Annotated in this window: 26 protein-coding genes; 14 read left to right on the forward strand and 12 right to left on the reverse strand. The window is 63.6% G+C overall.

The window, feature by feature from the left end; genetic code table 11:
• The first annotated feature begins 20 nt into the window (after window positions 1–20).
• Together fdxA and AC1RVW_RS07560 are read left to right on the forward strand one after the other, a co-directional pair.
• A complete protein-coding gene (gene fdxA, locus AC1RVW_RS07555) occupies window positions 21–350 on the forward strand; it encodes a ferredoxin FdxA (RefSeq protein WP_056599092.1) in 330 nt (109 codons plus the stop codon).
• Window positions 308–1,384, forward strand: a complete 1,077-nt coding sequence (locus tag AC1RVW_RS07560; RefSeq protein WP_493199042.1) for an NAD(P)/FAD-dependent oxidoreductase — start codon at window positions 308–310, stop codon at window positions 1,382–1,384. The genes fdxA and AC1RVW_RS07560 overlap by 43 nt, the downstream gene beginning before the upstream one ends.
• Window positions 1,385–1,388: 4 nt before the next feature.
• Here the strand turns inward: AC1RVW_RS07560 and AC1RVW_RS07565 are convergent, their stop codons facing one another.
• On the reverse strand, window positions 1,389–2,693 hold the full coding sequence (locus AC1RVW_RS07565) for an aspartate aminotransferase family protein (protein ID WP_493199044.1): 1,305 nt from the start codon (window positions 2,691–2,693) through the stop codon (window positions 1,389–1,391).
• Window positions 2,694–2,790: 97 nt separating this feature from the next.
• Here AC1RVW_RS07565 and AC1RVW_RS07570 point away from each other — a divergent pair, with 97 nt between their 5' ends.
• Window positions 2,791–3,528, forward strand: a complete 738-nt coding sequence (locus AC1RVW_RS07570) for a TetR/AcrR family transcriptional regulator (protein ID WP_106937429.1) — start codon at window positions 2,791–2,793, stop codon at window positions 3,526–3,528.
• On the opposite strand, the gene AC1RVW_RS07575 is transcribed toward AC1RVW_RS07570, so the two are convergent.
• Entirely contained in the window at window positions 3,512–5,407 is a 1,896-nt protein-coding gene (locus AC1RVW_RS07575; RefSeq protein ID WP_493199046.1) for an adenylate/guanylate cyclase domain-containing protein, read from the reverse strand. The two genes, AC1RVW_RS07570 and AC1RVW_RS07575, sit on opposite strands and share 17 nt — an antisense overlap.
• A 303-nt stretch (window positions 5,408–5,710) precedes the next feature.
• Between AC1RVW_RS07575 and AC1RVW_RS07580 the strand changes: the two genes are divergently transcribed.
• Both AC1RVW_RS07580 and AC1RVW_RS07585 read left to right on the forward strand, forming a co-directional pair.
• Window positions 5,711–6,163, forward strand: a complete 453-nt coding sequence (locus tag AC1RVW_RS07580; protein WP_493199048.1) for a recombinase family protein — start codon at window positions 5,711–5,713, stop codon at window positions 6,161–6,163.
• A 33-nt stretch (window positions 6,164–6,196) separates the two neighbouring features.
• Window positions 6,197–6,682 carry a phage portal protein gene (locus AC1RVW_RS07585; RefSeq protein WP_493199050.1) on the forward strand — a complete coding sequence of 162 codons (486 nt, stop codon included), beginning with the start codon at window positions 6,197–6,199 and terminating at the stop codon, window positions 6,680–6,682.
• 166 nt (window positions 6,683–6,848) lie between these two features.
• Here AC1RVW_RS07585 and AC1RVW_RS07590 read toward each other — a convergent pair whose 3' ends face one another.
• On the reverse strand, window positions 6,849–7,460 hold the full coding sequence (locus tag AC1RVW_RS07590; RefSeq protein ID WP_493199052.1) for a hypothetical protein: 612 nt from the start codon (window positions 7,458–7,460) through the stop codon (window positions 6,849–6,851).
• A gap of 50 nt (window positions 7,461–7,510) precedes the next feature.
• Complete coding sequence (locus tag AC1RVW_RS07595) at window positions 7,511–8,467, reverse strand: hypothetical protein (protein ID WP_493199054.1); 957 nt, start codon at window positions 8,465–8,467, stop codon at window positions 7,511–7,513.
• A gap of 269 nt (window positions 8,468–8,736) precedes the next feature.
• Here AC1RVW_RS07595 and AC1RVW_RS07600 point away from each other — a divergent pair, with 269 nt between their 5' ends.
• Window positions 8,737–9,774, forward strand: coding sequence for a head maturation protease, ClpP-related (locus AC1RVW_RS07600; RefSeq protein ID WP_493199056.1), 1,038 nt, complete (start codon window positions 8,737–8,739; stop codon window positions 9,772–9,774).
• A gap of 526 nt (window positions 9,775–10,300) precedes the next feature.
• Here AC1RVW_RS07600 and AC1RVW_RS07605 read toward each other — a convergent pair.
• The 4 genes from AC1RVW_RS07605 to AC1RVW_RS07620 are packed head-to-tail and all read right to left on the reverse strand — an operon-like array spanning window position 10,301 to window position 13,512.
• A complete protein-coding gene (locus tag AC1RVW_RS07605) occupies window positions 10,301–11,278 on the reverse strand; it encodes a phage portal protein (RefSeq protein ID WP_493199058.1) in 978 nt (325 codons plus the stop codon).
• Window positions 11,279–11,291: 13 nt separating this feature from the next.
• Window positions 11,292–11,525, reverse strand: coding sequence for a DUF6148 family protein (locus AC1RVW_RS07610; protein WP_472119472.1), 234 nt, complete (start codon window positions 11,523–11,525; stop codon window positions 11,292–11,294).
• Window positions 11,522–11,914, reverse strand: a complete 393-nt coding sequence (locus AC1RVW_RS07615; RefSeq protein ID WP_493199061.1) for a Mor transcription activator family protein — start codon at window positions 11,912–11,914, stop codon at window positions 11,522–11,524. Before AC1RVW_RS07615 ends, AC1RVW_RS07610 begins: the two co-directional genes overlap by 4 nt.
• Entirely contained in the window at window positions 11,911–13,512 is a 1,602-nt protein-coding gene (locus AC1RVW_RS07620) for a terminase gpA endonuclease subunit (protein ID WP_493199063.1), read from the reverse strand. The genes AC1RVW_RS07615 and AC1RVW_RS07620 overlap by 4 nt, the downstream gene beginning before the upstream one ends.
• Window positions 13,513–13,515: 3 nt before the next feature.
• Between AC1RVW_RS07620 and AC1RVW_RS07625 the strand changes: the two genes are divergently transcribed.
• The 3 genes from AC1RVW_RS07625 (at window position 13,516) to AC1RVW_RS07635 (ending at window position 14,535) form a co-directional block, all read left to right on the forward strand.
• Window positions 13,516–13,848, forward strand: coding sequence for a hypothetical protein (locus AC1RVW_RS07625; protein WP_493199065.1), 333 nt, complete (start codon window positions 13,516–13,518; stop codon window positions 13,846–13,848).
• 73 nt (window positions 13,849–13,921) lie between these two features.
• Window positions 13,922–14,278 carry a hypothetical protein gene (locus tag AC1RVW_RS07630; RefSeq protein ID WP_493199067.1) on the forward strand — a complete coding sequence of 119 codons (357 nt, stop codon included), beginning with the start codon at window positions 13,922–13,924 and terminating at the stop codon, window positions 14,276–14,278.
• Entirely contained in the window at window positions 14,275–14,535 is a 261-nt protein-coding gene (locus AC1RVW_RS07635) for a hypothetical protein (protein ID WP_493199069.1), read from the forward strand. Before AC1RVW_RS07630 ends, AC1RVW_RS07635 begins: the two co-directional genes overlap by 4 nt.
• Before the next feature lie 52 nt (window positions 14,536–14,587).
• On the opposite strand, the gene AC1RVW_RS07640 is transcribed toward AC1RVW_RS07635, so the two are convergent.
• The 3 genes from AC1RVW_RS07640 to AC1RVW_RS07650 form a co-directional block, all read right to left on the reverse strand.
• The gene (locus tag AC1RVW_RS07640) at window positions 14,588–15,595 is read right to left on the reverse strand and encodes a hypothetical protein (RefSeq protein WP_493199071.1); all 1,008 of its coding nucleotides are present in this window, start codon (window positions 15,593–15,595) and stop codon (window positions 14,588–14,590) included.
• Entirely contained in the window at window positions 15,588–16,124 is a 537-nt protein-coding gene (locus AC1RVW_RS07645; RefSeq protein WP_493199073.1) for a hypothetical protein, read from the reverse strand. Before AC1RVW_RS07645 ends, AC1RVW_RS07640 begins: the two co-directional genes overlap by 8 nt.
• A gap of 143 nt (window positions 16,125–16,267) precedes the next feature.
• Window positions 16,268–17,071, reverse strand: coding sequence for a hypothetical protein (locus tag AC1RVW_RS07650; RefSeq protein WP_493199075.1), 804 nt, complete (start codon window positions 17,069–17,071; stop codon window positions 16,268–16,270).
• A 274-nt stretch (window positions 17,072–17,345) separates the two neighbouring features.
• On the opposite strand from AC1RVW_RS07650, the gene AC1RVW_RS07655 reads away from it, so the two are divergent.
• Complete coding sequence (locus tag AC1RVW_RS07655) at window positions 17,346–18,701, forward strand: purine-cytosine permease family protein (RefSeq protein ID WP_493199077.1); 1,356 nt, start codon at window positions 17,346–17,348, stop codon at window positions 18,699–18,701.
• On the opposite strand, the gene thiD is transcribed toward AC1RVW_RS07655, so the two are convergent.
• Window positions 18,646–19,494 (reverse strand): bifunctional hydroxymethylpyrimidine kinase/phosphomethylpyrimidine kinase, encoded by an 849-nt coding sequence (gene thiD, locus AC1RVW_RS07660; protein ID WP_493199079.1) that lies wholly within the window; start codon window positions 19,492–19,494, stop codon window positions 18,646–18,648. The genes AC1RVW_RS07655 and thiD overlap by 56 nt on opposite strands.
• A 44-nt stretch (window positions 19,495–19,538) precedes the next feature.
• Here thiD and AC1RVW_RS07665 point away from each other — a divergent pair, with 44 nt between their 5' ends.
• From AC1RVW_RS07665 to thiE, 4 genes are read left to right on the forward strand one after another with little or no spacing between them, the layout of a single operon-like run.
• Window positions 19,539–20,630 (forward strand): FAD-dependent oxidoreductase, encoded by a 1,092-nt coding sequence (locus AC1RVW_RS07665; RefSeq protein WP_493199081.1) that lies wholly within the window; start codon window positions 19,539–19,541, stop codon window positions 20,628–20,630.
• Window positions 20,627–20,824: a sulfur carrier protein ThiS gene (gene thiS, locus AC1RVW_RS07670; protein WP_081266336.1), complete on the forward strand. Its 198-nt coding sequence runs from the start codon at window positions 20,627–20,629 to the stop codon at window positions 20,822–20,824. The genes AC1RVW_RS07665 and thiS overlap by 4 nt, the downstream gene beginning before the upstream one ends.
• 21 nt (window positions 20,825–20,845) lie before the next feature.
• Entirely contained in the window at window positions 20,846–21,661 is an 816-nt protein-coding gene (locus AC1RVW_RS07675; protein WP_081266335.1) for a thiazole synthase, read from the forward strand.
• Window positions 21,658–22,599, forward strand: a complete 942-nt coding sequence (thiE, locus tag AC1RVW_RS07680; RefSeq protein ID WP_493199084.1) for a thiamine phosphate synthase — start codon at window positions 21,658–21,660, stop codon at window positions 22,597–22,599. The genes AC1RVW_RS07675 and thiE overlap by 4 nt, the downstream gene beginning before the upstream one ends.
• Window position 22,600 lies beyond the last annotated feature (1 nt).

The following is a 22,600-nucleotide window of genomic DNA, read 5'->3' on the forward strand; positions in this document are numbered from 1 at the left end:
CTTCTGACGCCAAAAGACAAATGACCCACGTCGTCTCCGAAGCCTGCATCCGTTGCAAATACACCGACTGCGTGGACGTTTGCCCCGTCGACTGCTTCCGCGAAGGTCCCAACATGCTGGTGATCGACCCGGACGAATGCATCGACTGCGCGGTCTGCATTCCCGAGTGCCCGGTCAACGCCATCTACGCCGAGGAAGACCTGCCGGCCAACCAGATCGCCTTCATCAAGATCAACGCCGAGCTGGCCCTGGCCGACGGCTGGAAGAGCATCACCAAGCGCAAGCCCGCGCTGCCTGATGCCGAAGAATGGAAAGACAAGACGGACAAGATCGGGGAGCTGGTCCGCTGAACCAGCCGGCCGCCATCGCCGATCCCATCGAGACCGACGCGCTGATCGTCGGTGCCGGCCCCGTGGGGCTGTTCCAGGCCTTCCAGCTGGGCCTGCTTGAAATCTCCTGCCACATCGTCGACGCACTGCCCGCCGCGGGCGGCCAGTGCGTGGCGCTGTATGGCGGCAAGCCGATCTACGACATTCCCGGCACGCCCGTGACCAGCGGGCGCGACCTGGCGCAGTCTCTGCTGCAGCAGGTGGCGCCCTTCAAGCCGCAGTTCCACTTCGGCGAGCAGGTGGCCACGCTGGCCCGGCAACCGGACGGCCGGCTGCTACTGACCACCTCGGCGGGCAAGGCCTTCATGGCGAAGACGGTATTCATCGCGGCGGGCGTCGGGGCCTTCGTGCCCAAGCGCATCGCCGTCGAAGGCATCGAGCGCTTCGAGGGCACGTCTCTTTTCTATCACCCCGACTCGCTGGACCGCTTCGCCGGGCAGGCCGTCGTGGTCAACGGCGGCGACGACGTCGCGCTGGAAACCGCCATTGCGCTGACCGGCACGGCCGCGCATGTCACGCTGGTCCATCGCCGCGACGGTTTCCAGGCCGACGAGGCCACGGTCGCGGCCATGCGCCGGCTCGTGGCGCAGGGCAAGCTGGCCTTCAAGGTCGGCCAACCCGGCGCGTTCGACGGCAAGCAGCTCCAGATCGTCACGCCCGACGCCACCACGCTCGACCTGCCGCTCGACGCGCTGATCGCCTGCCTGGGCATCTCCCCGCGCCTCGGCCCCATCGCCGACTGGGGGCTGGAACTGGAGCGCAAGCAGGTGCCGGTCGACACCGAGAAATACGAAACCCGCGAACGCGGCGTGTTCGCGGTGGGCGACATCAACACCTACCCGGGCAAGAAGAAGCTCATCGTCTGCGGCTTCCACGAGGCCACGCTGGCTGCCTGGGGCGCCACGGCCATCGTGTTCCCGGGCAAGGCCGTGCCGCTGCAGTACACGACCACCAGCACGCGGCTGCACGAGCTGCTGGGCGTGCGCAAGGCCTGATCCGCTAGTCCGCGCGGGGCAGCAGCGCCCCGTGCCCGCCGATGAAGCTGCCGATGGCGGCCATGTAGCGGTCGATGTCTGCATCCGTCAGCGGCAGCGACAGCACGACGAAGCCGCGTGGCGAGCTGTAGATGCCCTCGTTCAGAAGGTGGAAGAACAGCAGCTGCCGCAGCCGGCCGTCGACCGCCGCCAGGTCTTCGCTGCTGCGTACATCGCCCTGCACGAAATGCGCGTTCATCAACGAGCCGATGCCGGTGAACTGCATGGCGACGCCCTCGTTCGCGCACAGCGCGTTGAGCCGCGCGCGCAGTGCCTCGCCTCTCTCGGCCAGCGCACCGGCCGCCTCGGGCGTGAAGAGCTTCGTGAGCCCGGCATAGCCGGCCGCCATCGTCATCACGTTGTTGTTGAAGGTGCCCGAATGGGCCAGCGGACCGGTACGCGGGTCGAACAGTGCCATCACGTCGGCGCGCCCGCCGAACGCACCAAAAGACATGCCGCCGCCGATGTACTTGCCCAGCGTGGTCAAGTCCGAACGGATGCCTAGCTTGTTCGCCAGCCCATGCGGCGCGAGCCGCGAGGTCATGACTTCGTCGAAGACCAGCAGCGCGCCCACCTGCGTGGCCGACTCGCGCAGGGCCTGCAGGAAGTCGGGTTGCCCCGGAATGCAGCCGCTCGCGCCCTGCATGGGCTCGACCAATACCGCGGCGATCTCGGGGCCGTGCCGTTCGATCTGCGCACGGGCCGTTTGCGCGTCGTTGTAGGGCAGCACGAGAAAGTCGAACGGCACGGTGGTCGGCGAAGGCTTGGCGCCGAAGCCCAGCACCCCGCCGTGGTAGCCGCCGGAGAACACGACGATCTTCCTGCGCCCCGTGAAGTGCAGCGCCGCCGTGAGCGCCATCAGGTTGGCCTCGGTGCCCGAGTTGGTGAAGCGCAGCTGCTCGATCTGCGGAAAGCGCTCGCAGATCAGCCGGGCCAGCCGTCCTTCGAGCAGGTTGTGCCCGGTGAGGTTGATGCCGCCCTGCATCGCCTCGATGACCGCATCGCGGATTTCCGGCGCGGAGTGGCCGTAGACACCGGCCGTGTACTCGGCAATGAAGTCGGCGTAGCGATGGCCGTCGGCGTCCCACAGCGCGGCGCCTTCGCCCCTGGCGATGGTCAGGGGGAACGGCGCGTAGAACAGCACGGAGCGGCTGTTGGCTCCGGGCATGTAGCGCGCCTGCGCCTCGAACTGGCGCTGGCTGGCCGGATTGGCGTCGGTGAAGCGCCGGTACGCATCGGCAAGGGCCTGGTCTATGGCGGCATGGGTCATGGCGGATGTCCTTAATTTGCAGACAGGGATTAATTGGTCACTGAACAATTAATATTGTTTATACGATCAATTGAACTGCAGCACAATGGCGTCGACCATGAAGACGACCTCGCCACCCAAGCCCCGCTCCGCTGGCCGCCCCGCCGGCGGCGGCGAACTGACGAAACAGCGCATCGCCGAAGTCGCGCTGGCGCAGATCGACGAATTCGGCCTCGGCGCGTTCAGCATGCGCGAGGTGGCGGCGCAGCTCGGCGTGTATCCGGCGACGGTGCACTGGCACGTCAGCACGCGCGAAGCCCTGCTGGCCGAGGTGGCGGCCGCCGTCATGGCCGGCGTTGCGCCGCCTGCGGGCAAGCTCGAATGGCAGGCATGGATCGCGGAGCTGTTCCGCCGCTGCCGCGACGCCGTGCAGCAGCACCCAAACGTCGCGCAGCTGCTGGGCGCGCAACTCGTGTCCAACGGCAGCCTGCCGACGGAGCTGGTCGAAGGCGTCCTGGCCGCATTGACCGAGGCGGGCTTCGAGGGCGAACCCCTGCTGGAGGCCTACAACTGCGTGATCGCGGCGATGCTGGGTTTCCTGACGATGGAGTTCTCGCCCCTGCCCGCCGACAACACCCAGGCCTGGGCCGAGGAACTGCGCGAACGCGTGCACACCATCCGCCCGCTCGACCACCCGGTGCTCGCGCGCAACCTGCCATTGCTGGCCAACAAGGCCTTCATCATGCGCTGGGACAACGGCACCGCCGTGCCGCTGGACAGCAGCTTCGAGCGCCACATCCAGATGACCATCGACGGGCTCGAAGCCTTCGCGCGCAGGGTCAGGCCGGGGGCCTAGGCCCCAGCAGCTCGTACAGCACCATGCGCGTCTGCCGGCCGCGCAGCTCGGCCAGCTCCTCGATGCGGCGCGTGGCAAGGCGCCCGCCCAGCCCGTCGAAGGTGTCCTGCGATATCAGCGTGCGCGTGCCCAGTTCCTTGTTGGCGGCCTCGATGCGGCTTGCCGCGTTGATGGTGTCGCCGATGGCGGTGTACGACAGTCGGTTGCTCGAGCCGAGCACGCCGGCGATCACAAGTCCGGTGTGTATGCCGATGCGCGTGCGGAACTCGTGCAGGCCTTCGGCGCGCCACTTGGCGTTGAGCGCGCTCATCCGGTCATGCAGCTCGAGCGCCGCCAGGCAGGCGCGGTACTCCGCATCTTCCAGGTCGGCCGGGGCGCCCCACAGCACCATGATGCCGTCGCCCATGAACTTGTCGACCACGCCGCCGTGCCGCGCGAAGATGCCGGACGCGAGGTTGAAGTACTCGGTCAGCTGCCTCACGAGCACGTCGGCCTGCATCGATTCGGAGATGCTGGTGAAGCCTTCCACGTCGGTGAACATCACCGTGACGCGCCGCGGCGAACCGCCGGGCGTCAGCGCGTGGCCCTTGACCACGAGCTGGCGCAGGATGTCGACCGGCACGAACTTCCTGAACGCCTGGAGGCTGCGTGCCGACTCGTCCAGCGCCTGGTTGAGATGCTGGACCTCCAGCACCCGGCTCGGCTCGAGCGGCAGGTTGTCCAGCTCCAGCCGACCGATGCGGCGCGCGACGCGCGAAAGGTTCTCGATGGGCCCTGTCACCAGCTTGGACAAGCGCAGCGAGAGCAACAGCGCCAGTCCGAGGAAGCTGAGCGTCATGAGCAATGCCCACAGCACCGAGCGCTGCAGGCCCCCGAGCACCGTCTCCTCGGGCTCCCAGCTGACGAGCTGCCAGCGCGTGTGGGGGATGTGCGAGGTCTGCACGAGGTAGCTGCGCCCGTCGTGCGCCATCGAAAAAGCCAGGTCGTCGGCACCGCCGGCCGTGCTCTTGGCGAGCATGTGAGCGTGGATGGCGCCCAGCACGCCGGTGTCGGGCGACTCGAGCTCGCGCACCGGGTCGGGATGGTCGCTGCGGGCGATCACATGATGGTCGGAGCTCAGCAAGGCGCTGTCGCCGCTGCCGAGCGCGCCGAAGATGCGCACCAGCCTCGACAGATGCCCCAGCGACACATTCGCGTCGACCACGAGCCCGCGCCGGTGGCCCTCGTCGTCGACTCGCCCGGAAGGCCGTGCGTGGCCGACGGCGAGTTCCTGCGCGTCGCTCATCAGGAAGGGCTCGGTCCACACCGGGCCTTTCGCCTTCACCGCCGCCCTGTACCAGGTTCGCTTCTCGGGGTCGAAGTCGCTGCGGTAGGAGGAGATGGACGTCGTCGCGAAGCGCTGCCTGGCGTCGCCGCCGTCGAGGTCCGGCGAGCTCTTGTATTGCCAGGTCTCGGTGCTGAAGTCCGGGCCGCGCAGTACCTGGCGGATGGCCGTAACCGGGTAGCGCACGGCCATCAGCACATGGCCGTCGTCGGTGGCCACGTTGATGCTGTCGAGCTCGGGGGTCTGCTCCAGCATGGTCCAGAGCATCTCGGCGGTCTGCTCGCCGTCTTCCCCGGTCGCGTGCACGCTGGGCGAATCGGCGATGGCGCGGATGACGCCCTCGGTCTTGGCGAGGAACGCCAGCACGTTGTCCTCGACACGGTCGTGGTTGGTCTTGTGCGCGGCCGTGCCCACCTTGGACACCAGCTTCTCCGCCGCCCAGTAGCCGAAGGCCACCAGCAACAGCGACTGCACCAGCGCGACGGCGCAGATGATGGAGCCCACGTCGACCCTGAAACGCCGCAGGCGTGCGCCCTTGAAATCCTCATCGGCCATGCAATTTCCCTCTCCCTTTTTTTGTTTCCTGTCTGCTTATCGGCACGCGCGCCCTTTTCTTCTGTTTTGTTGTTCCGGGCGCGGCGATTCTCGCGCGGGGGCACGCGCGGCCCGAGGGTTTCCCCTTGCCTGCAAAGGCACGCCTGCCATTGCGGCTTCCCCGCAGCGGATAAACTCCGGGCCGCGCCGTGGGTTGCCCGCGGCGCAATTGCTAGGGGTGCTGCACGGCTTGCCGTCCGGCTGAGAAAGTCCCTTTGAACCTGATTGAGGTAAACCTCATGCGCGCTAAGTAAACTGCGTTGCATGACGGCCAAGGTCTACAGCTACATGCGTTTCAGCGATGCCCGCCAGGCCGGCGGTGCAAGCTCCGAACGCCAAGGCGCCTACGCAGCAGCGTGGGCAAAAGAACACTCCCTCATCCTCGACGAATCGCTCTCGATGCGTGACGAGGGCCTGTCGGCCTTCCACCAGCGCCACGTCAAGAAAGGTGCCCTAGGGGTCTTTCTCAAGGCTGTTGAGGATGGCCAGGTGCCCGCCGGGTCGTTCCTGGTCGTCGAGGGCCTTGATCGGCTCTCACGAGCCGAACCGATCCAGGCGCAGGCGCAGTTGACGGCGATCATCTCCGCCGGCATTTCCGTCGTCACGGCCAGCGACGGCAAGGTCTACAGCCGCGAGCGGCTGAAGGCATCGTCGACTACGGCGTGCACGACATGGGCGATTCACAGTCGGGGGCACGCACGCCGATCGACCTGGTGATGGAGTGGAACACCGATCCCGCGAGACCTTCGCATGCAGCCCGGCATGATCATCGACTCGCTGACCGTGGGCGAAGAGATTGGCATGATCGATAGCAAACGCCCGAACCCCAATCTTGTGACTTGGCGCTCCGGTCAACTGCGCGCGTTCGCGGCCGGCATCGGTGCCAGCTACTCCAGTGTCAGCCGCGATTACAACGGCACGTACAGTGCGCAGCGCCAGGAGCTGGTCGAGCAATGGGTGCACTACGCCGTGCTGGCCGATGAGTTCGTCGGGATGCTGGTCCAGCCGACTTACGAATCCTTCGTGCAGGTCGCGAACCTCAGCGGCGTGGTGCCGCGGCCGCGCGATGTTGCGTCCGACACCGAAGACGACGCGCTGTTCATCGGGCAGAGCATGCCGTGGATCGACCCCTTGAAAGAGGCGCTTTCCTGGGAGAAGCTCGTGCAGGCCGGATTCGCGAGCGAAGTCGAAGTGATCCGCCGTCGCGGCGGAAACCCGAGGGACGTGCTCGAGTAGGTCAGCGAGTTCCGTCGTATGGCAGCAGAGCGGGCCCTTATGTTCTCGAGCAACATCGCATCGTCACCCGGAGCGCCTGTGCCACCGCAATCGGCCGGGAATGGAAGCAAAGACGACGAGGGATAGACTGAAGCTGACGCCCGCCGCTTGAGTGCAGAAAAACCTTCTAGTAACTCATGTCGTTGCAAATCTTCGGCTCAGGCTCGTCGGAGATTGACTCCACCAACGTTCTGAAGTCTTTGGTGAGCGCCAAGCACATCACCTTTCTTTCCCGAACGGCCCACGCTATGGGTCGCGAATCCCGGACCGACCACCGAACTATCTCTTGCCAGTCCTTTTCGCCTTTGGTCACCAAATAGACAGTGTTCAAGATGATGAGCACCTTTTGCGCTTTTATGAAATGAGCTTCGTCGGCCTGCTGCTCCGGCAGCTCCTGATAAGGCTCCATCTCAAGTTCGATGTACTTCTGAAAGAACTCGCCAGCCTTGGCATGTTGTTCGTTGGTGAGGGCAGCTTGCTGAATGCGAGCTGTCTCTCTTTGTTCAGTTAGAGTTATATAAAACTGGTAGCTGCCGAAGATCAGTGCAGCAACAGCCACCGCACTTGAAACAATGGTGGCTACATATGACCACTTTTCAAGGTAAGTCGACGCAGCCGCAGCACCTTTGCTCCGGGCCGCCCGGCTGCGTTGAAACGGAAGAACTGCGGGTTGGGGCTGGCGTCGCGTCATGTGTACGAGGTTGTGTTGTCCAGAAATGGATGAAAGGGCATGGCTCATGAATGCGCATGGCGCAGTGCCGGATACAGAGGGCCGTCCGGAACTCGCCGCTACTTGAATTCCGCTCCGCGCACACGGGTAGCGTTGGAGGCGGACATCTTGTCCATGTCCGTGAGAATTTGCTCGATGCCCTCTTTCATGGTCTGTGCCAATTTGTCGGACTGGCTTCTAAGCTCGTCGTCTTCCTTGATCCCCATCTCCTTGCGCGCGAGATACATCAGGGCATCAAACTTTTCAATCACTGCGGGCTGCATTTCCAGCAACCTTTTTCCAAAATCTTCAGTGTTCTTATTGATCAGCGAGTTGAGATCCGAAATGGTCCTCGCAGCTTCTTCATAGACCGCCTTGGCGTTTGAGTGCGCTGCTCTTACAGCAGTCCCAATGAGGCCGGATATTTCAAGCTCTTGCTGTTTTGCAAAAGACTCTTCTCGTACTACCCTTTGCGATTTCAAGATGGTTCGCTGTTTCTGAATTGCCTCGGCCAATGGCCTGAGTTCCGCCCAGTTGCGTTCAAGATGCGACAGGAGATCACGTGCTTTCAATGCCGTAGCTTGTTCGCTCAGCAGCCAAGTCTTGTTTACGGGAGCACCAAAATCTCGAAGTTGTTGCCCAAATTCCGCCGACTCGTGATCAATACGGATCATGGCTGCGAACATGGATTGGGCACCCATGAACTTGTCAACGAAGTCTTCGTAGTTCTCGCGCCTAGCTGCCATTAAGCGATCTATCTGCGCTTGATCTCTGGTTGCCTTAATCTGCTTCTTGGTGCTCTCCTGCAAGCTGAAGTAAGCGATGGCCACAGCGACGATGGCAGCTATCGCCGGCATGAAGCCGGGCCCTTCCCAGAATTCCGGTTTTGGGGCCATCATCAGTTTTATGACTGGCTGTTCTGCAGTGGTCACAATCGGCGCAGGAGTGACGTCGGGCAATCGAGGGGCGGAGGGTGTTTGGGTTGGCGCAGAAGCTGCGGTCGTAGGGGCAGCTTGCGCGTGGGCTGACGAAATCATGAGCGGCATTGTGCCGCGGCACCGCGTTTGGCCGTTTGCGAGAGCTGACCTTCGGCCGCGATGGCACTCCGTGGAAAGGTTTGTGCTCTAACCGGCGCCTCCAATGTCGCCGGTGCTTGATCCAAAGTTTCATTGACGTTCCGCCGCTGCATGGCCCGCGGGCGGCGCCACTGCCAGGTCGCTAGGGCCTAAATAATCCGCTTTCTTCCCTAGAAAGCGGACGACGTTTTTTTGACACTGGGTGCCTCCATGCACGAGGCACTCAGCTCATGAAAGCAAAAAGCTCCTGGTACGCAATTCGCCGTCGCACAGCACTGGCCGCAGCCGCGCTGGGCGTCGCTGCGGCCGCAGAGATCTACATCTACGGCGACATCGGCGAAAGCTGGTGGGAAGAGACCGTCAGCGCTTCGTCGTTCGTGCGCGAGTTGCAGGCCATCGACGCGGACCAGATCACCGTTCGCATCAACAGCTTCGGCGGCAGCGTGCCGGATGGTCTCGCCATCTTCAATGCGCTTCGCCGACACAGGGCCACGATCACGACCGAGATCGACGGCATGGCTTTCTCCATCGCGAGCCTGATCGCCATGGCTGGCGACCACGTCCACATGGCGAACAACGCGGTGCTGATGATTCACGCGCCCTGGACGTACACGGGTGGCAATAGCGCCGAGCTGCGCGAGACAGCGGACCAACTGGACACATGGGCTTCCGCCATGTCGACCAGCTACGCCCTGCGCACCGGCGATCAGCCCGGAATGCTGGCCCTCGTGACCGACGGCCAAGACCATTACTACACCGCGGAAGAGGCGCTCGCCGCCAAGTTCATTGACGGCATCACCGATGCCATGCCGGTCGCAGCCAGTGCCGCTCGCGATCTTCCCCCCAACCGTTACCGCTCGGTGCCAGCTGCTCTGCTGGCCTCGTGCCCATCCGCGGCACCTGCCGCAAATTCCGCTGAAGAGGACCCTATGAAACTCCGTTCCCTCCTGCTGCTGAGCGCCATTGGTGCGTCCGGCGCCGCTGCGGCCGGCGGCGGAAACGCCACCGTGCCTGCACAAACCGCCGTGCAGACGTCTGCACCGGACGCCGCTGCAGTTCTCGCCGCCGACAAGGCTCGCCGCGAAGGCACCCGCATCGTCAACTGCATGAAGGCGCTCGGCTTCGAGCGCTACAGGGAGACCACAGGCAAGCGCAGGCGCGGCTATCGACGCCTGCCCCGACCGGAGGCCGCTGCGCCGCCGCCCAGGCCCGCTGATGACGGGCCACCACCCTTCGAGGACGAGAGCGACAATGACCTGCCGTTCTGACCTCAACACTGCGCGCCTGGCTGGATGCCATGCGGGTTGGTCTCGCCCCAGCGGAGCAGGCGTCTACACGTCTGCCCCGATGGTCCTGACGCCACCGCCGTCCAGCCCGTCCACCCTACGTCCACCTGGGGTGGACGGCGCAAGTTGTTGATTCTGCTGGGGAAATTCCCGGTACGTCCAGCCGTCCAACCCCTTCGGGGTTTTCGCCTCACACACATGCGCATGCGCACACACGGGTGGGCGCGTGTGTGCACGCGCGCACGGGCGCGGCTCACCCACACACCTTGGTCGGGGTGGACAGATGGACGGATCCAGCATCCATGCGGGTTTGCGCCGTCCACCCCCCGTCCAGCCACGACCGCCAGCGGGAGAAAAGCACCATGAACCAGCCAGCCAAGCAGCCGGACATGCGCGAGCGCATGCCGATGACCGCCCAGTGGATCGCACGCATGCGCCTCGAATGGGGCCGTGAGCACGTCGATGCATGCCTCCGGCGTGCGACGGCGAAGAAAGAGCCGGGCTTCTTCTACGCGATGGAGGCCGGGCAGGTGGCGGGCACGCCGTTCCCGGCGTCCGACCCTGTGTCCGAGTGGCAGCAGTACGCGGTGCTCAACGCCTGCGACTTCGGCAGGTTTTCCGAGCTGTACCCGACTTCGGGGTCGGTCCGCTTCACATACGCCGTCATTGACGCAGCAACCTTCGCCGCGATCCGTTCGCTTTCCTCGTAATCCTTCAGGTCCTCGATCCGCGTGATGACGCTTGCAAACTCCGAGACACCTCGCTGCTGGTGGAGGCGGTCCAGGGTCGCCATTTGCAGCATGCGGGAAGCCGGAATCGCCTTGAGGCCGCTATCGGAAAGAAACGTCATCCCTTCGCGCGGATCACCCTTGTAGGTCCAGTAGTTCGTGGCCTCTCCCCAGGCATTCGACTGGATACCCTGCCGGATGTTCTTGCCCAGATCGTCGTAGTCCAACGGCACAAAGTCTGGCTCGAGCAGCTCGAGTGAGAACGGCACCTTGGTGTCGTGGTTCAGGTAGGCCACCGGACCCATCAACTGCTGCGCGAACATCTCGCCGTCCCGCAACCAGGTATAGGCCGACAGCCGCTGAGCCAGTGGCCAACGGTACCGCTTGGTCACATCCGGCTTCCGCTGCCAGTTTCGCCAGGCCTCGCGCAAGGCGGCAGCGTATTCGGTGTGGATCGTTCCGTCCGCACGCCGCGGTTGTGGTTCGATCGCGATGCCCGTCGCGCCAACAATGTTGTTCACCATCACCCGAAGAGCCCCACGGCAGATATCGTGATTGCGCTCGAGGAATCGCGCGTGCGCGCGAAGGGCGGCAGCGCCGGAGCCGACCAGCGAGTTCGGGCTGCTGTTGTCGGTGCGCGACTTGCGTTGGCGACTCGGCTTCGCCCCTTCATAGTGGGCCAAGGCCCGACGAGCCTGAGCGCGACGCAGACCCGCAATCGGGTCCTGCCAGGCGACGATGCGATCGATGATGTTCATGGTGTCGGCGCCTTCAGTCGCAGTCGCGGCCGTCGAACCGGGCCACGGAATATGAGAGGCCGCCGATGGACGGACGCTTTCCGCCGGCTTCGGCGTTGACGCGACGCTCCCACTCCAGGCGGCCCTTGCGAATCTCAGCGAGGTTTTCCGTCGTGACGGTGCGCCCGTTGAACTGGATGGTCTTTCCCGAGAGCACGTCGGCCTCGGCGGCCAGATAACTGGCGAGCATGTCGGTTGCTGTGGTCATAGACCGCCACCGTAGCCGTTTGGTCGTCCGCTTTCTAGGGACGATTCCGGATTTTTCACGTCCCCCAGATCGGCTCGCCTCGGCCGCTGTCCGATGATCTCGTAAAAGCGCGTTCTGCCAATGCCATGAAGCCGCATCAGTTCGTCCATGTTCTGCCCGTTGTAGTCGCGGCGGATCGAAGTGTCGCGCTCGGACTTGTCCGGTGTCGGGATGTACAGGTCCTGGCCTCCCAGCACGCGACGCAAGCCTCGCACCAAGGCGCGAGAGAACACCGTCGCCAGCGGCTCGTGCATGCCGATCTCGTCACGGATGATGCCGACGAAGTCGTGCTCAAGCTGCACAGCTGCATCCTCTGCCTGCCCGAGTGTTTGCGGTGGTCGTTGGTTCATAGGCGACTGCTCCAGTCTTCAGATGCAAAGGGATTCGGCGGAGGTGGCGGGGCCCGTCGAGGGGCCGGGGCTGCCGGTGCCGGTGCCGGTGCCGGTGCCGGTGGCGGCGACGGCGACGGCGACGGCGACGGCGACGGGTCAGGTGCGGACGCTGGTGGTGATGACGACGGGTCGGGAGCGGGCGTTGGCGCCGGTGCAGATGTCTGCACTTCCGTCGGCGGTTCGTCCTCAACAATCAGCGGCGCTTGCCGCACCTTGAGCTCGGCGTAGTCCCATTGCTGCGCCTTGCGCAGATGGAGGCGCAGCGCACGCGACAGCCATAACGCATAGACGGTGCAGTCGAGCGCTTCGTTGCGACGGTCCGTTCGGACCTTCCACTCACGGCGGGCCTTGTTGATGCGGCCGGGGATCTTGATCTCGCTGAGCAGCTGCTCGTAGAAGTCGTCTCGCACGCCTTCATACCAATGCATGCGGGCCGGCCCGTTGCCCTCGAGGCGAACCCGGCCCGCCTGCTCCGACCAGCCGAGGATCAGATCCTTGGCCTTTGCCGTGCCGACGATGTGGGTTCTCACGCCAGCGCGCGATGCCTTGGTTGCCTTCGCATTCGGATCGATGGCCTTCGGCGGCGACCAGATCTCCACCTTGCCCACGGAATCGGATGCCCCCTTGACTGCGTACACCGGACGCTCAGGCCGGTTATGTTTGCGAACGAAGGCGTAGACCGCCTCACTGGTCTGGCCGTCCGACGAGTCGATGGCCACCGCAGCGATAGGAAGAGCCACGCCGGTCGCATGTTTCACGCGGCGGCCCATCGCTGCCTCGAGCTCGATCCAGGCCCCTGCGTGGCTCACCACGGTCTGACCGTAGAACTCGCCCCAGAACGCGAGCCACATTTCCTCACCGCGGCCAACGACCCACACCGTCACGGCGAGGCGGTCATGCTGGACGTCCACGGTCATCAGCACGACCAGGCCGCCGACCGGGCAGCTCCACTCCACGTATGACTCCGCACGCTCGCGCAGCGTGTCTTCTTCCGGCAGCTCGCCGCGGTACTCCCAGGTCAGGCCACGCGTGCTGTTCCAGAACGCGATCATGTCCGTGGGGTCGCCCTTGTCCAGCTCGCACTTGGCCTCGAGGTACTTGCGTGCCAGCACCGGCACGCGGGATCCGTCGAACGTGCTGAGCAGCTCGTTCAGGTAGTAGCCTGGCGTCGCGCCCACAGCTGACGGGATCCAGCCGAAGCCGTCACGCTCGGCGCGCCGCAGGTTCGCGATGCGTTGGTCATCGCTCCACAGCTCTCCACAGTGCGGGCAGGTGTAGAACGCAGCATCCGGCTGGTACCGGCCATAGACCTCATGGTTCTCGGCGTTCTCATCCTCGGGGATGGTCACATGCTCCCAGTCCGGGACGTGAGCCTCGCCGCATCCGTGGCACGGCACGTGGAAATAGCGCTTGTCCGTGGTGCGCATCTCTGCTTCGATCGCACTGGCATTCTTCGCCGTAGGCGTGCCGCCGACCAGGAAGAGGCTTCGGGGGTTGGTCTTGACCCGCTCCATCAGCAACTTGAGCGAATTACCTTGACCGCAGCGGCCATCCATGACATGTACAAGCCTTTGACGCCAGTCGACGGCCAGAAGATCTCGCCGTGTCCCTGCTGTGGAGCCGCTGCCGAGCTTTGGCAGTTCAGCGAGACGCCAACGAGCGACTGCCTCAAGGTCGTCATGTGCTCGACCGCCGAAGGTATCGGGCCGCAAGACGGCATCGCCAACGAAGGCTGCCTGCATTACATGCCTAGCGACGACTTCTATCGACCGACTCAGCGCGAAGCGATCAAGCACTGGAATGCTTTCGCGACGGCGCTCACCGCCCTTCAACTCGCCAACCGCCAGCTCTCGCTCGCCGCAGGTGGCACGACACAGGAGCAACAGCCGTGACCGAGCAACCGAAGTCCATTGCGGCCGGCATCGTGATCGTCCTGGTTACCTGCCTCTTCTACTGGGTGGCACGATGAATACCGCCCAGATCTGCGCCACCGTCGCCACGCTGCAGGCTGCTGCCCGCGCATTGCGCGAAGGCGTGGCCACCGAACACGAATGGTCGACCGTGGCCTGTGCGATTTGCTGGGCCCAATCGCTCGAGCGGCGCGGCATCGTGCGCGGCCTGACCGAGCACCTTCACAGCGCGGCCGTGGCCCTGCAGGAGATCGGCCGTCGGGCTATGGACGATGGCGTTTGGAACTCTACGCCGCTGCATCTGCTCGAGCTAGACGCGATCTCAACGACGATCGAGTTGCACGAGTTGCAGTTGGAGGTACTTAACAGGTACCAAGTCGACTTGAACTGTATACAGGGAGCGGCGGCATGATCGGTGAGCAAAAAACCGGTGCTATTAAAGGCGTCGTTATCAGCGCTGTCTCTCACGAGGGACTTACCGTGACGTTCTATGGGAAACCGGCCAAGTTAGCGATCGTCACAGACGATGGCCAGGTCATCGCCGCAGGCGCCGATGTCGCAAAGGAGGCTGAGGCGGTAGCGGTGAACTGCTACCGGAACGTCTTGCAGGGCAAGGGGTTTCTTCGCGTACTGAGCCTGCCGCTGCAACCGCGCAAAAAATCAAGTTGATCCCCTAAACCAAATCCTCGCAAGCTGAGTGATTTGTTTATAAAAAATTGGCCTAGAAATGTGTGCGCTGAGCGTACTTCAAATCATCATGATCGAGAATATGAATAATTGTGTCAACAATGTCCTGCTCAACATTCGGGTGATTTTCAAATATCAGGCCAGCATACTCTTTGAATTCGGCGACAGTTCTCAAATTATTCAAAATTCCAGTCTGCACTGCTCTTTGGCACCGCGCGAGTCCAACTGACATCAGGCGACTGTAAAGCCTCAAATCATCCGGCGCGCAATCGATGCTTCGAAACCCGGAATGCACCGATGCGTTTCGAAAGTCTCGGATCTTGTCCACCACGGTTTTAATCTGCTTTTTCCATTTCAGGTACGATGAGTTTTCGGAAAGTTGCCTTAACAAATCTCGGGAAATATGTTTCGAATAGGAATTTCCAGGAAATCCAAGAAAAAGCATTAATGGGCTACTAACATCATCATGCTCATTCTCTTTAAATAGAGCCTCGATTGCAAACCAACAGTACAAAAGACTCAGGTGTATGCTTTCCTCCCATCTCGCATTTCTTGACCAGTGAATTGATCGCCTATATCTATTGGACAATTCGCCACTGCGATATGCAAGAGTCTGTGTCAAATTTATCTGTTGCATTGAGGTGAGCGATCTGATGAACAACATCGGCGGACTGAACAACTGATTCGCAATTGCCCGGTACTCTCCGGTGTCAAGATTTTTTACATACCCGCAATGGGCCACGGCAAGGTGACTCATGGTGTACTCAACAGTTAACAAATCGAGTACCTGTACGAAATGCTGGTCTGCGAGGATATCAGCATCATCTGAATTATCAGCCTGAACTACAACTGCAATTTGGCAGGAAATCTCAAAATCAATCTCTGACTCAAGCTTCGTGGATGCAATCGACTCTCGCAAGATGCTTGTCTCGTGTGCAGTCCGATTTTTAGCCGAACGAATTTCCACATCCCCATAGACAATGGTACTCGGCACTGCAATTCCTGGCTTTTTCAGCAATTTGCAGACATAAAAATTAGCCACGTACCCCCCTGCTCATGGACGATAGAATTTCGACTAATCTAGTTTGCAGGATTTTTTTAAATTCTCTTGCGGCTTGCTGTGAAATTTGAGTATTTCTCCTCATATAAAGAGTGATAAATTTACTCGCAAGATGTGGATCCTTCAACCACAAAATACCTTCAAGAACGACTCCAATGGATTCAACATCTGTAAGATCTTCGTCCATTAGAGCGCTCAAAGCGTCCCTGAGTTTTCCTTCAATACGGAATGCAAAATAGTATCGACAATGAAGGACGAGTCGATCTTTAAGTGCTGCGCCAGAATTAACAAGAGCCTCGTCATATTTTTCTACCGCCGGATCCATCCTCCATATAGCCAGAAAAAACGCCAAACTATTTGCACTTTTATTCCTTGGCGTTTCATCCAACATCTTTTTGCAATAAAAAGAAGCCTCCAGAATTCGACCGGACTCGATCAGAGATAAAACATAGTGCCGCGTAGTAATATGATTTCTCGGCCTAGAGAAATATTGTTTTTCCAAAACATCCATCTGCCGCACCCGAAATTAAAAGAATGACCCGAGTTCAATAAGAAGCACAACTTTTCAGTGTGCTCCGTGCCGCGCAAGCCAGGCTCAGCCAAAGCGGTGTGGGTTCATCCGCCAAGTTCCGTTTCCCGCTCTTTTGAAACAGCTCAGTGCAACACCATCGGCAGTATGAGGCGTGCCGCCTTATAGACATATGCTCCGATGATCGGGGCAAGGAACCCCACAATCGCACTGGGAAGCGCTGCAATCCACGGTGGTGTGTTGAAGGCGATCGACGCTGCATAGGTGAGGAGGGTCACGACAAAACCGATTCCTACTGCGGTTTTTATCGGAACCCCAAGAACCTGCGGCCCGACAATTCGGTATCGCAACTTGACGCCCGCTTTCAATAAGTCACACCACACGCTAGGACCTTGTATTGGGGTTTGGCCTTCAGGAACTGGTTTCACTGTAGTTAACAAGTACCACTTCGCCGACTCTCCGCGATTGAGGACCGGCACCACGTAGTCTCGTTGGTGAGTAAATATGTGCTGCTGCTCTGGGGTGGGAGGCGTGCCAGGAGTCAACTCAAGCTTCTTCATCATTTCAGGCGAACGGCTGATCTGGAAAGTCGTCCCTGTGATTTCCGTTCGCTCTCCAAAGAGCAACGTGTCGTCTTGCGTGTAGATGCGAACAGGTAGAGCCTCAAAGTCTTTGCCCGTATCGTTTGTCAGTGTCACTGTGGTCATCCAGAGGCGATCGATCGGCCCGCCGGAAAGATGGACCTCAATGTGACCGAAGGAATCATCCTTTGCAGACATAGCAATCGCCGTGTGTGACGCGACGAAGTGCAAGACCCGTACACGTCCACGAACTACGACGAGAACACCTCCCACCACCACCAACATTGCAGACCAAAGTCCGCCCACCAACACTTTGAAATCCAGCAGCCAAGTAAGGTCGACTTGCACCAGTTGCTCCTCGTTGTTGTGGCGAGATTGTGCCGTGGTCCCCCCTCCAAGCTCACAGTGCTTAAAATGCTCGTTCGCTAGGGGTGCTGGGTCGGTTCGCTGATCTGGCTGAGAAAGTCCCTTTGAACCTGATTGCGCTCACATTTATTTTGTGAGCCCGAGGTAATCCTCGCGCAGGGAAGCTGGTCCGGTTGGCCGCTCACGTTGTCTCGCGTGACGACCGTGTCGCTCGGGCCCCGCCCACCTGCCAAACCTTTTGCACTGGAGCAAACGGATGGCACAAGACGACAACAACAACGTTCGCAGCAGCAACGCCGGATCCGCCTCATCCAACGAGGCGCTGACGCCGTTGCCCGCGTCCAGGCGCGTGTTCGGCTGGCACGACCACGCCGCGCTGTGGTTCAGCCTGGGCGTCGGCCTGCTGGTGATGCAGATCGGCGCCTACCTCGTGCCTGCGGTGGGCACGCGGGACGCGGCCATCGCCATCGTGCTGGGCTCCTGCCTTGGCGCGGGCCTGCTGGCCTGGACCGCGCGTCTCGGCTGCGAGAGCGGCCTCGCCAGCGCCGGCCTCATGCACGCCACCTACGGCAGCGCCTTCGCGCGGCTGCCGGTGCTGCTGAACATCGTGCAGCTGGTGGGCTGGACCACTTTCGAGCTGGTCGTCATGCGCGAGGGCACGCAGGCCATCGGCCAGGCGGCCTTCGGCCCCTCAATCGGCTCGGCATGGGGCGGCGTGCTGACCACGCTGCTCTGGGGCGCTGTGCTGCTGGCCCTGCTCGCGGGCTCGATGGTCAAGCTGGTGCGGCGCTTCGTCAGCCGCTTCGGGCTGCCGCTGGTGGTGTTGTCGCTGCTGTGGCTCAGCTGGCAGTTCGCGACGCGGCTGCATGCCAAGGGACTCGACGCGTTCTGGGCGCGGCCGGGCGACGGCAGCATGGGCATGTTCGGCGCGCTGGACCTGGTGATCGCGATGCCGGTGTCATGGCTGCCGCTGGTGGCCGACTACGCACGGCACGGCAAGCGCGGCACCGGGGGCCTGAGGAGCGCCTTCAGCGGCACCTGGCTCGGCTATGCGCTGGCCAACATCTGGTGCTATGCGCTGGGCGTGATGGTGGTGAGCGTGGCCGAGCCGGGCACCGAGCTGGTGACGGCGCTGCTGCTCGCGCAAGGCGGCCTGCTGGCGCTGGGCCTGATCCTGATCGACGAGCTCGACAACGCCTACGGCGACGTGTATTCGGGTTCGGTGTCCACGCACAGCCTGCTGCCGCGCTGGAGCGTGAAGCGCTGGGGCCTGCTGCTGGCCGCGCTGTGCACCGCTTTTGCACTGGTGCTGCCGATGCACACGCTGGAGCCCTTCCTGCTGCTGTTGAGCTCAGTGTTCGTGCCGCTCTACGGCGTGATCATCGGGCGGCTTGGCAGCGGACAGTCCGTGTCGGTAGGCGGTGCGCGGAAGATCGATTTCGGCGCCGCGCTGATCTGGATCGCGGGCATTGCCGCTTACCACGCGCTGGCCAAATGGGCACCGCAGTTCGGCTCGGCATTGCCGACGCTGGCCGCGACCTTCGCGCTCGCGTGGCTCAGCCGGCCGTCAGCGCGAAGCGGTGCGTCGGCACTGGCGCAAAGCCGTGGTTGAGAGGACCATGACCCGCGCCGATCTTCACATCCGCCCCCGCGGCCATCGCGCCGAGGATGTACGCCCGCGCCCGCTCTACAGCCTCCGGCAGCGCCGCGCCCAATGCCAAGTGCGCGGCGATGGCGCACGACAGCGTGCAGCCGGTGCCGTGCAGATTGGGGCTGTCGATGCGCTTCGAAGCCAGCCGCCTGCGCTCGCCCCCGGACTGCAGCAGCACGTCGACCACGTCGTCGCCCGGCAGATGGCCGCCCTTGAGCAGCACGCCCTTGGCGCCGAGCGCCAGCAGTTCGTCGGCTGCGCCGTCGAGCGCATCGATACCGTCGATGGGATGGCCGATGAGCAACGCGGCTTCGTCGAGATTGGGCGTGACCACCAGCGCGCGCGGGAACAGTTCGCGCACCAGCACCTGCACCGTCTCGGCCGCGATCAGCCGGTCGCCGCTGGTGGCGACCATCACGGGGTCGAGCACCACGTTCTTCAGCCGGTAGCGGTCGATGGCCCAGGCCACCACTTCGACGATCTCGGGCGCGTGCAGCATGCCGAGCTTGACGGCATCGACGCCGATGTCTTCCACCACGGCCTGGATCTGCGCCTTGAGAAAGTCGGGCGGCACGCCGTGGATGCCCGACACGCCGAGCGTGTTCTGCGCGGTGAGCGCGGTGATGGCCGTCATGCCATAGCAGCCGAGCGCCGCGAAGGTCTTGAGATCGGCCTGGATGCCGGCGCCGCCGCCGCTGTCGGAGCCGGCAATGGAGAGCACGCGTGCATAGCGCTGGGTGGGTGCTTGGGTCATGCCGAAAATTATCGGCGGTATCCATGGCCGGAAGGAGCGAGACCATGAGCCTTCCTTTTCAATCCGCCGCCGTCCTCGGCGCGGGCCTGATGGGCCGGCTGATGGCGGCCACGCTCGCGCAGGCGGGCTGCAAGGTCGACCTGTTCGAAGCGGGCAGCCCCGATGCGGAAGGCGCTGCCGCACGCGTGGCAGCCGCAATGCTCGCGCCGCTGGCCGAATCGGCGGTGGCGCCGGTGTCGGTCGTGCGCATGGGGCAGCACGCGCTCTCGCGCTGGCCGGAGCTGCTGGCGAAGCTGGCGCAGCCCGTGTTCTTCCAGCGCGAAGGCACGCTGGTGCTGTGGCACCGGCAGGACGCCGCCGAGGCCGGACGCCTGGCGCGCGTGCTTGCCAACACCGGCACACAGGTGCCCGAGCTCGCGCCGATGCAAACGCTCGACGGCAAGGCGATCGCCGCCCTTGAACCCTCGCTGGGCCAGCGCTTCATGCAGGGCCTGTTCCTGCCGGGCGAAGGCCAGCTCGACAACCGCGCGCTGCTCGCGTCCCTGCTCGTCACGTTGCAGGCAAGCCCGAACGTGACGCTGCACTGGCAGTCGGCGCGCGCGCCTTCGGACTTCGCGCCCGGCGCGCCAGGCCAGCCCGACCGGGTGATCGACTGCCGCGGCCTCGGCGCCAGGCCCCAGTGGAACGCACTGCGCGGCGTGCGCGGCGAAGTGATCCGGGTGCACGCCCCTGAAGTGACGCTGAGGCGGCCCACGCGCCTGGTGCATCCGCGCTACCCGCTCTACATCGCGCCCAAGCCGGGCAACCTGTTCGTGATCGGCGCGACCGAGATCGAATCGGACGACATGTCGCCCGCCAGCGTGCGCTCCACCTTGGAACTGCTGAGCGCCGCGTATGCGGTGCACAGCGGCTTTGCCGAGGCGCGCATCGTCGAAATCGCCACGCAGTGCCGGCCCACGCTGCCCGACAACCTGCCCGCCATCGAACAGACGCAGCCGCGCGTGCTGCGCATCAACGGGCTCTATCGCCACGGTTTCATGATCGCGCCCGCGCTGCTCGACGCCGCGATGGAACTGCTGGCGCACGGCCGCTCGACGCTCGCTGCGAGCTTCGGCATGGAGATATCCCACGCATGAACATCCTGATCAACGACAAGCCCTTCACCCTGCCAGACAACGCCGTGCTGACCGATGCGCTGGCCGCGCTGGACGCCACGCCGCCGTTCGCGGTGGCGGTGAACCGCGAGTTCGTGCCGCGCTCCGCCTACGCCGCGCGCGCGCTGCAACCCGACGACCGCATCGAAGTGATCCGCCCCGTGACGGGCGGCTGATTGATTGACGGAGACGACACGATGAACACCACACACGACGACCCGCTGGTTCTTTACGGCGAAACCTTCCAGAGCCGCCTGCTGCTCGGCACCGCTCGCTATCCCTCGCCAGACCTGCTCGAAGCCGCGGTCAAGCGCGCCCGGCCCGCGATGCTCACGGCCTCGCTGCGCCGGCAGACCGCGAATCAGGGATCGGGCAACAGCGAGCTCGGCAACGGCTTCTGGGAACTGCTGCGCCGCCTCGGAGTGCCGGTGCTGCCCAACACCGCCGGCTGCCACAGCGTGCAGGAGGTGGTCGCCACCGCGCAGATGGCGCGCGAGCTGTTCGACACGCCCTGGATCAAGCTCGAGCTGATCGGCGACGACTACACGCTGCAGCCCGACACGCTGAACCTCGTCGACGCGGCCTCGCAGCTGATTCGCGAAGGCTTCAAGGTGCTGCCCTATTGCACCGAAGACCTGGTGCTGTGCCAGCGGCTGGTCGACGTGGGCTGCCAGGCCGTGATGCCTTGGGCCGCGCCCATCGGCACGGGCCGTGGACCTGTCAACCCTTATGCGCTGCAGGTGCTGCGCGACCGGCTGAAGGTGCCGATGCTGGTCGATGCCGGCCTGGGCCTGCCTTCGCATGCCTGCCAGGTGATGGAATGGGGCTACGACGGCGTGCTGCTCAACACGGCGGTCGCGCTGGCGCAAGACCCGGTGGCCATGGCCGGCGCATTTGCCGACGCGGTGCAGGCCGGGCGCACCGCACACCGTGCCGGCGCAATGGCCGCGCAGGACGCGGCGCAACCCAGCACACCGGTGCTCGGCACGCCCTTCTGGCATCACGCGCCATGACAGCTCCAATGAACGACGCCCGCGCCGTCGCGCAAGCCATCGTCGCGGCCCACGGCTTGCGTTTCGGCGCGATCACCGCCGCGCCCGTGAGCGCGCCGGTCTTCTCGTCGAACGACCCGGTGTACCGCGGCGCCAAGCAGGCCTGCTCGGCGCTGGGCTTCATCGAGATCGACGCCGAATGCCTGGCCCACGCCTGGCGCGCACAGACGCTGCGCCTGAGCAACTTCGACGCCGCGCTGTGGCCCGATGCGCCCGCCGACTTCGGCATGCGGCCGTTTCCCCCGGCCGCTCGCGACGATGCATTTCCGCCCTGCCCCGAACGCCTCGGCCTCTACGCCGTGCTGCCCGATGCGCAATGGGTCGGCCGCATGGCGCGCGCCGGCGTGCCGACTGTGCAGCTGCGCTTCAAGTCGGAAGACGCGGCGGCCATCGAGCGTGAAGTGCAGGCGGCCGTCGAAGCGGTGCGAGGCACCGATGCGCTGCTCTTCATCAACGACCATTGGCAGGTCGCCATCGCGGCGGGCGCCTACGGTATGCACCTCGGCCAGGAAGACCTCGACGCGCTCTCGCCCGATCAGCTGGCGCAGCTGCGCGCTTCAGGCGCGAGGCTCGGCGTCAGCACGCACGGCTACGCCGAGATGGTGCGCGCCGACAAGGTGAGCCCGAGCTACATCGCGATGGGCGCCGTCTACCCGACCACGCTCAAGAAGATGGCAACCGCGCCGCAGGGCGTGGCCCGGCTCGCGGCCTATGCGCGACTGCTGCGCGGCTATCCGCAGGTGGGCATCGGCGGCATCGACGCGGTGCGCCTGCCCGAAGTGCTGGCCACGGGCGTCGGCTCCGTCGCCGTGGTGCGCGCACTGGTCGCGGCCGAAGACCCCGAGGCCACGGCCAGGCAATGGATGGCGGCGATGGAAAGCAACGCCGTCGGCAACTGAA

Source organism: Variovorax sp. MPBD4-3 (assembly GCF_058809745.1).

Coding starts and splice junctions, on each gene's coding strand:
- AC1RVW_RS07565 (WP_493199044.1), bottom strand. CDS start 2,693: ATGACCCATGCCGCCATAGACCAGGCCCTTGCCGATGCGTACCGGCGC.
- AC1RVW_RS07675 (WP_081266335.1), top strand. CDS start 20,846: ATGAACACCACACACGACGACCCGCTGGTTCTTTACGGCGAAACCTTC.
- AC1RVW_RS07600 (WP_493199056.1), top strand. CDS start 8,737: ATGAAAGCAAAAAGCTCCTGGTACGCAATTCGCCGTCGCACAGCACTG.
- AC1RVW_RS07655 (WP_493199077.1), top strand. CDS start 17,346: ATGGCACAAGACGACAACAACAACGTTCGCAGCAGCAACGCCGGATCC.
- AC1RVW_RS07635 (WP_493199069.1), top strand. CDS start 14,275: ATGATCGGTGAGCAAAAAACCGGTGCTATTAAAGGCGTCGTTATCAGC.
- AC1RVW_RS07590 (WP_493199052.1), bottom strand. CDS start 7,460: ATGAGCCATGCCCTTTCATCCATTTCTGGACAACACAACCTCGTACAC.
- thiE (WP_493199084.1), top strand. CDS start 21,658: ATGACAGCTCCAATGAACGACGCCCGCGCCGTCGCGCAAGCCATCGTC.
- fdxA (WP_056599092.1), top strand. CDS start 21: ATGACCCACGTCGTCTCCGAAGCCTGCATCCGTTGCAAATACACCGAC.
- thiD (WP_493199079.1), bottom strand. CDS start 19,494: ATGACCCAAGCACCCACCCAGCGCTATGCACGCGTGCTCTCCATTGCC.
- AC1RVW_RS07595 (WP_493199054.1), bottom strand. CDS start 8,467: ATGATTTCGTCAGCCCACGCGCAAGCTGCCCCTACGACCGCAGCTTCT.
- AC1RVW_RS07580 (WP_493199048.1), top strand. CDS start 5,711: ATGACGGCCAAGGTCTACAGCTACATGCGTTTCAGCGATGCCCGCCAG.
- AC1RVW_RS07630 (WP_493199067.1), top strand. CDS start 13,922: ATGAATACCGCCCAGATCTGCGCCACCGTCGCCACGCTGCAGGCTGCT.
- AC1RVW_RS07625 (WP_493199065.1), top strand. CDS start 13,516: ATGTACAAGCCTTTGACGCCAGTCGACGGCCAGAAGATCTCGCCGTGT.
- AC1RVW_RS07610 (WP_472119472.1), bottom strand. CDS start 11,525: ATGACCACAGCAACCGACATGCTCGCCAGTTATCTGGCCGCCGAGGCC.
- AC1RVW_RS07570 (WP_106937429.1), top strand. CDS start 2,791: ATGAAGACGACCTCGCCACCCAAGCCCCGCTCCGCTGGCCGCCCCGCC.
- thiS (WP_081266336.1), top strand. CDS start 20,627: ATGAACATCCTGATCAACGACAAGCCCTTCACCCTGCCAGACAACGCC.
- AC1RVW_RS07620 (WP_493199063.1), bottom strand. CDS start 13,512: ATGGATGGCCGCTGCGGTCAAGGTAATTCGCTCAAGTTGCTGATGGAG.
- AC1RVW_RS07645 (WP_493199073.1), bottom strand. CDS start 16,124: ATGGATGTTTTGGAAAAACAATATTTCTCTAGGCCGAGAAATCATATT.
- AC1RVW_RS07560 (WP_493199042.1), top strand. CDS start 308: ATGGAAAGACAAGACGGACAAGATCGGGGAGCTGGTCCGCTGAACCAG.
- AC1RVW_RS07605 (WP_493199058.1), bottom strand. CDS start 11,278: ATGAACATCATCGATCGCATCGTCGCCTGGCAGGACCCGATTGCGGGT.
- AC1RVW_RS07665 (WP_493199081.1), top strand. CDS start 19,539: ATGAGCCTTCCTTTTCAATCCGCCGCCGTCCTCGGCGCGGGCCTGATG.
- AC1RVW_RS07585 (WP_493199050.1), top strand. CDS start 6,197: ATGCAGCCCGGCATGATCATCGACTCGCTGACCGTGGGCGAAGAGATT.
- AC1RVW_RS07575 (WP_493199046.1), bottom strand. CDS start 5,407: ATGGCCGATGAGGATTTCAAGGGCGCACGCCTGCGGCGTTTCAGGGTC.
- AC1RVW_RS07615 (WP_493199061.1), bottom strand. CDS start 11,914: ATGAACCAACGACCACCGCAAACACTCGGGCAGGCAGAGGATGCAGCT.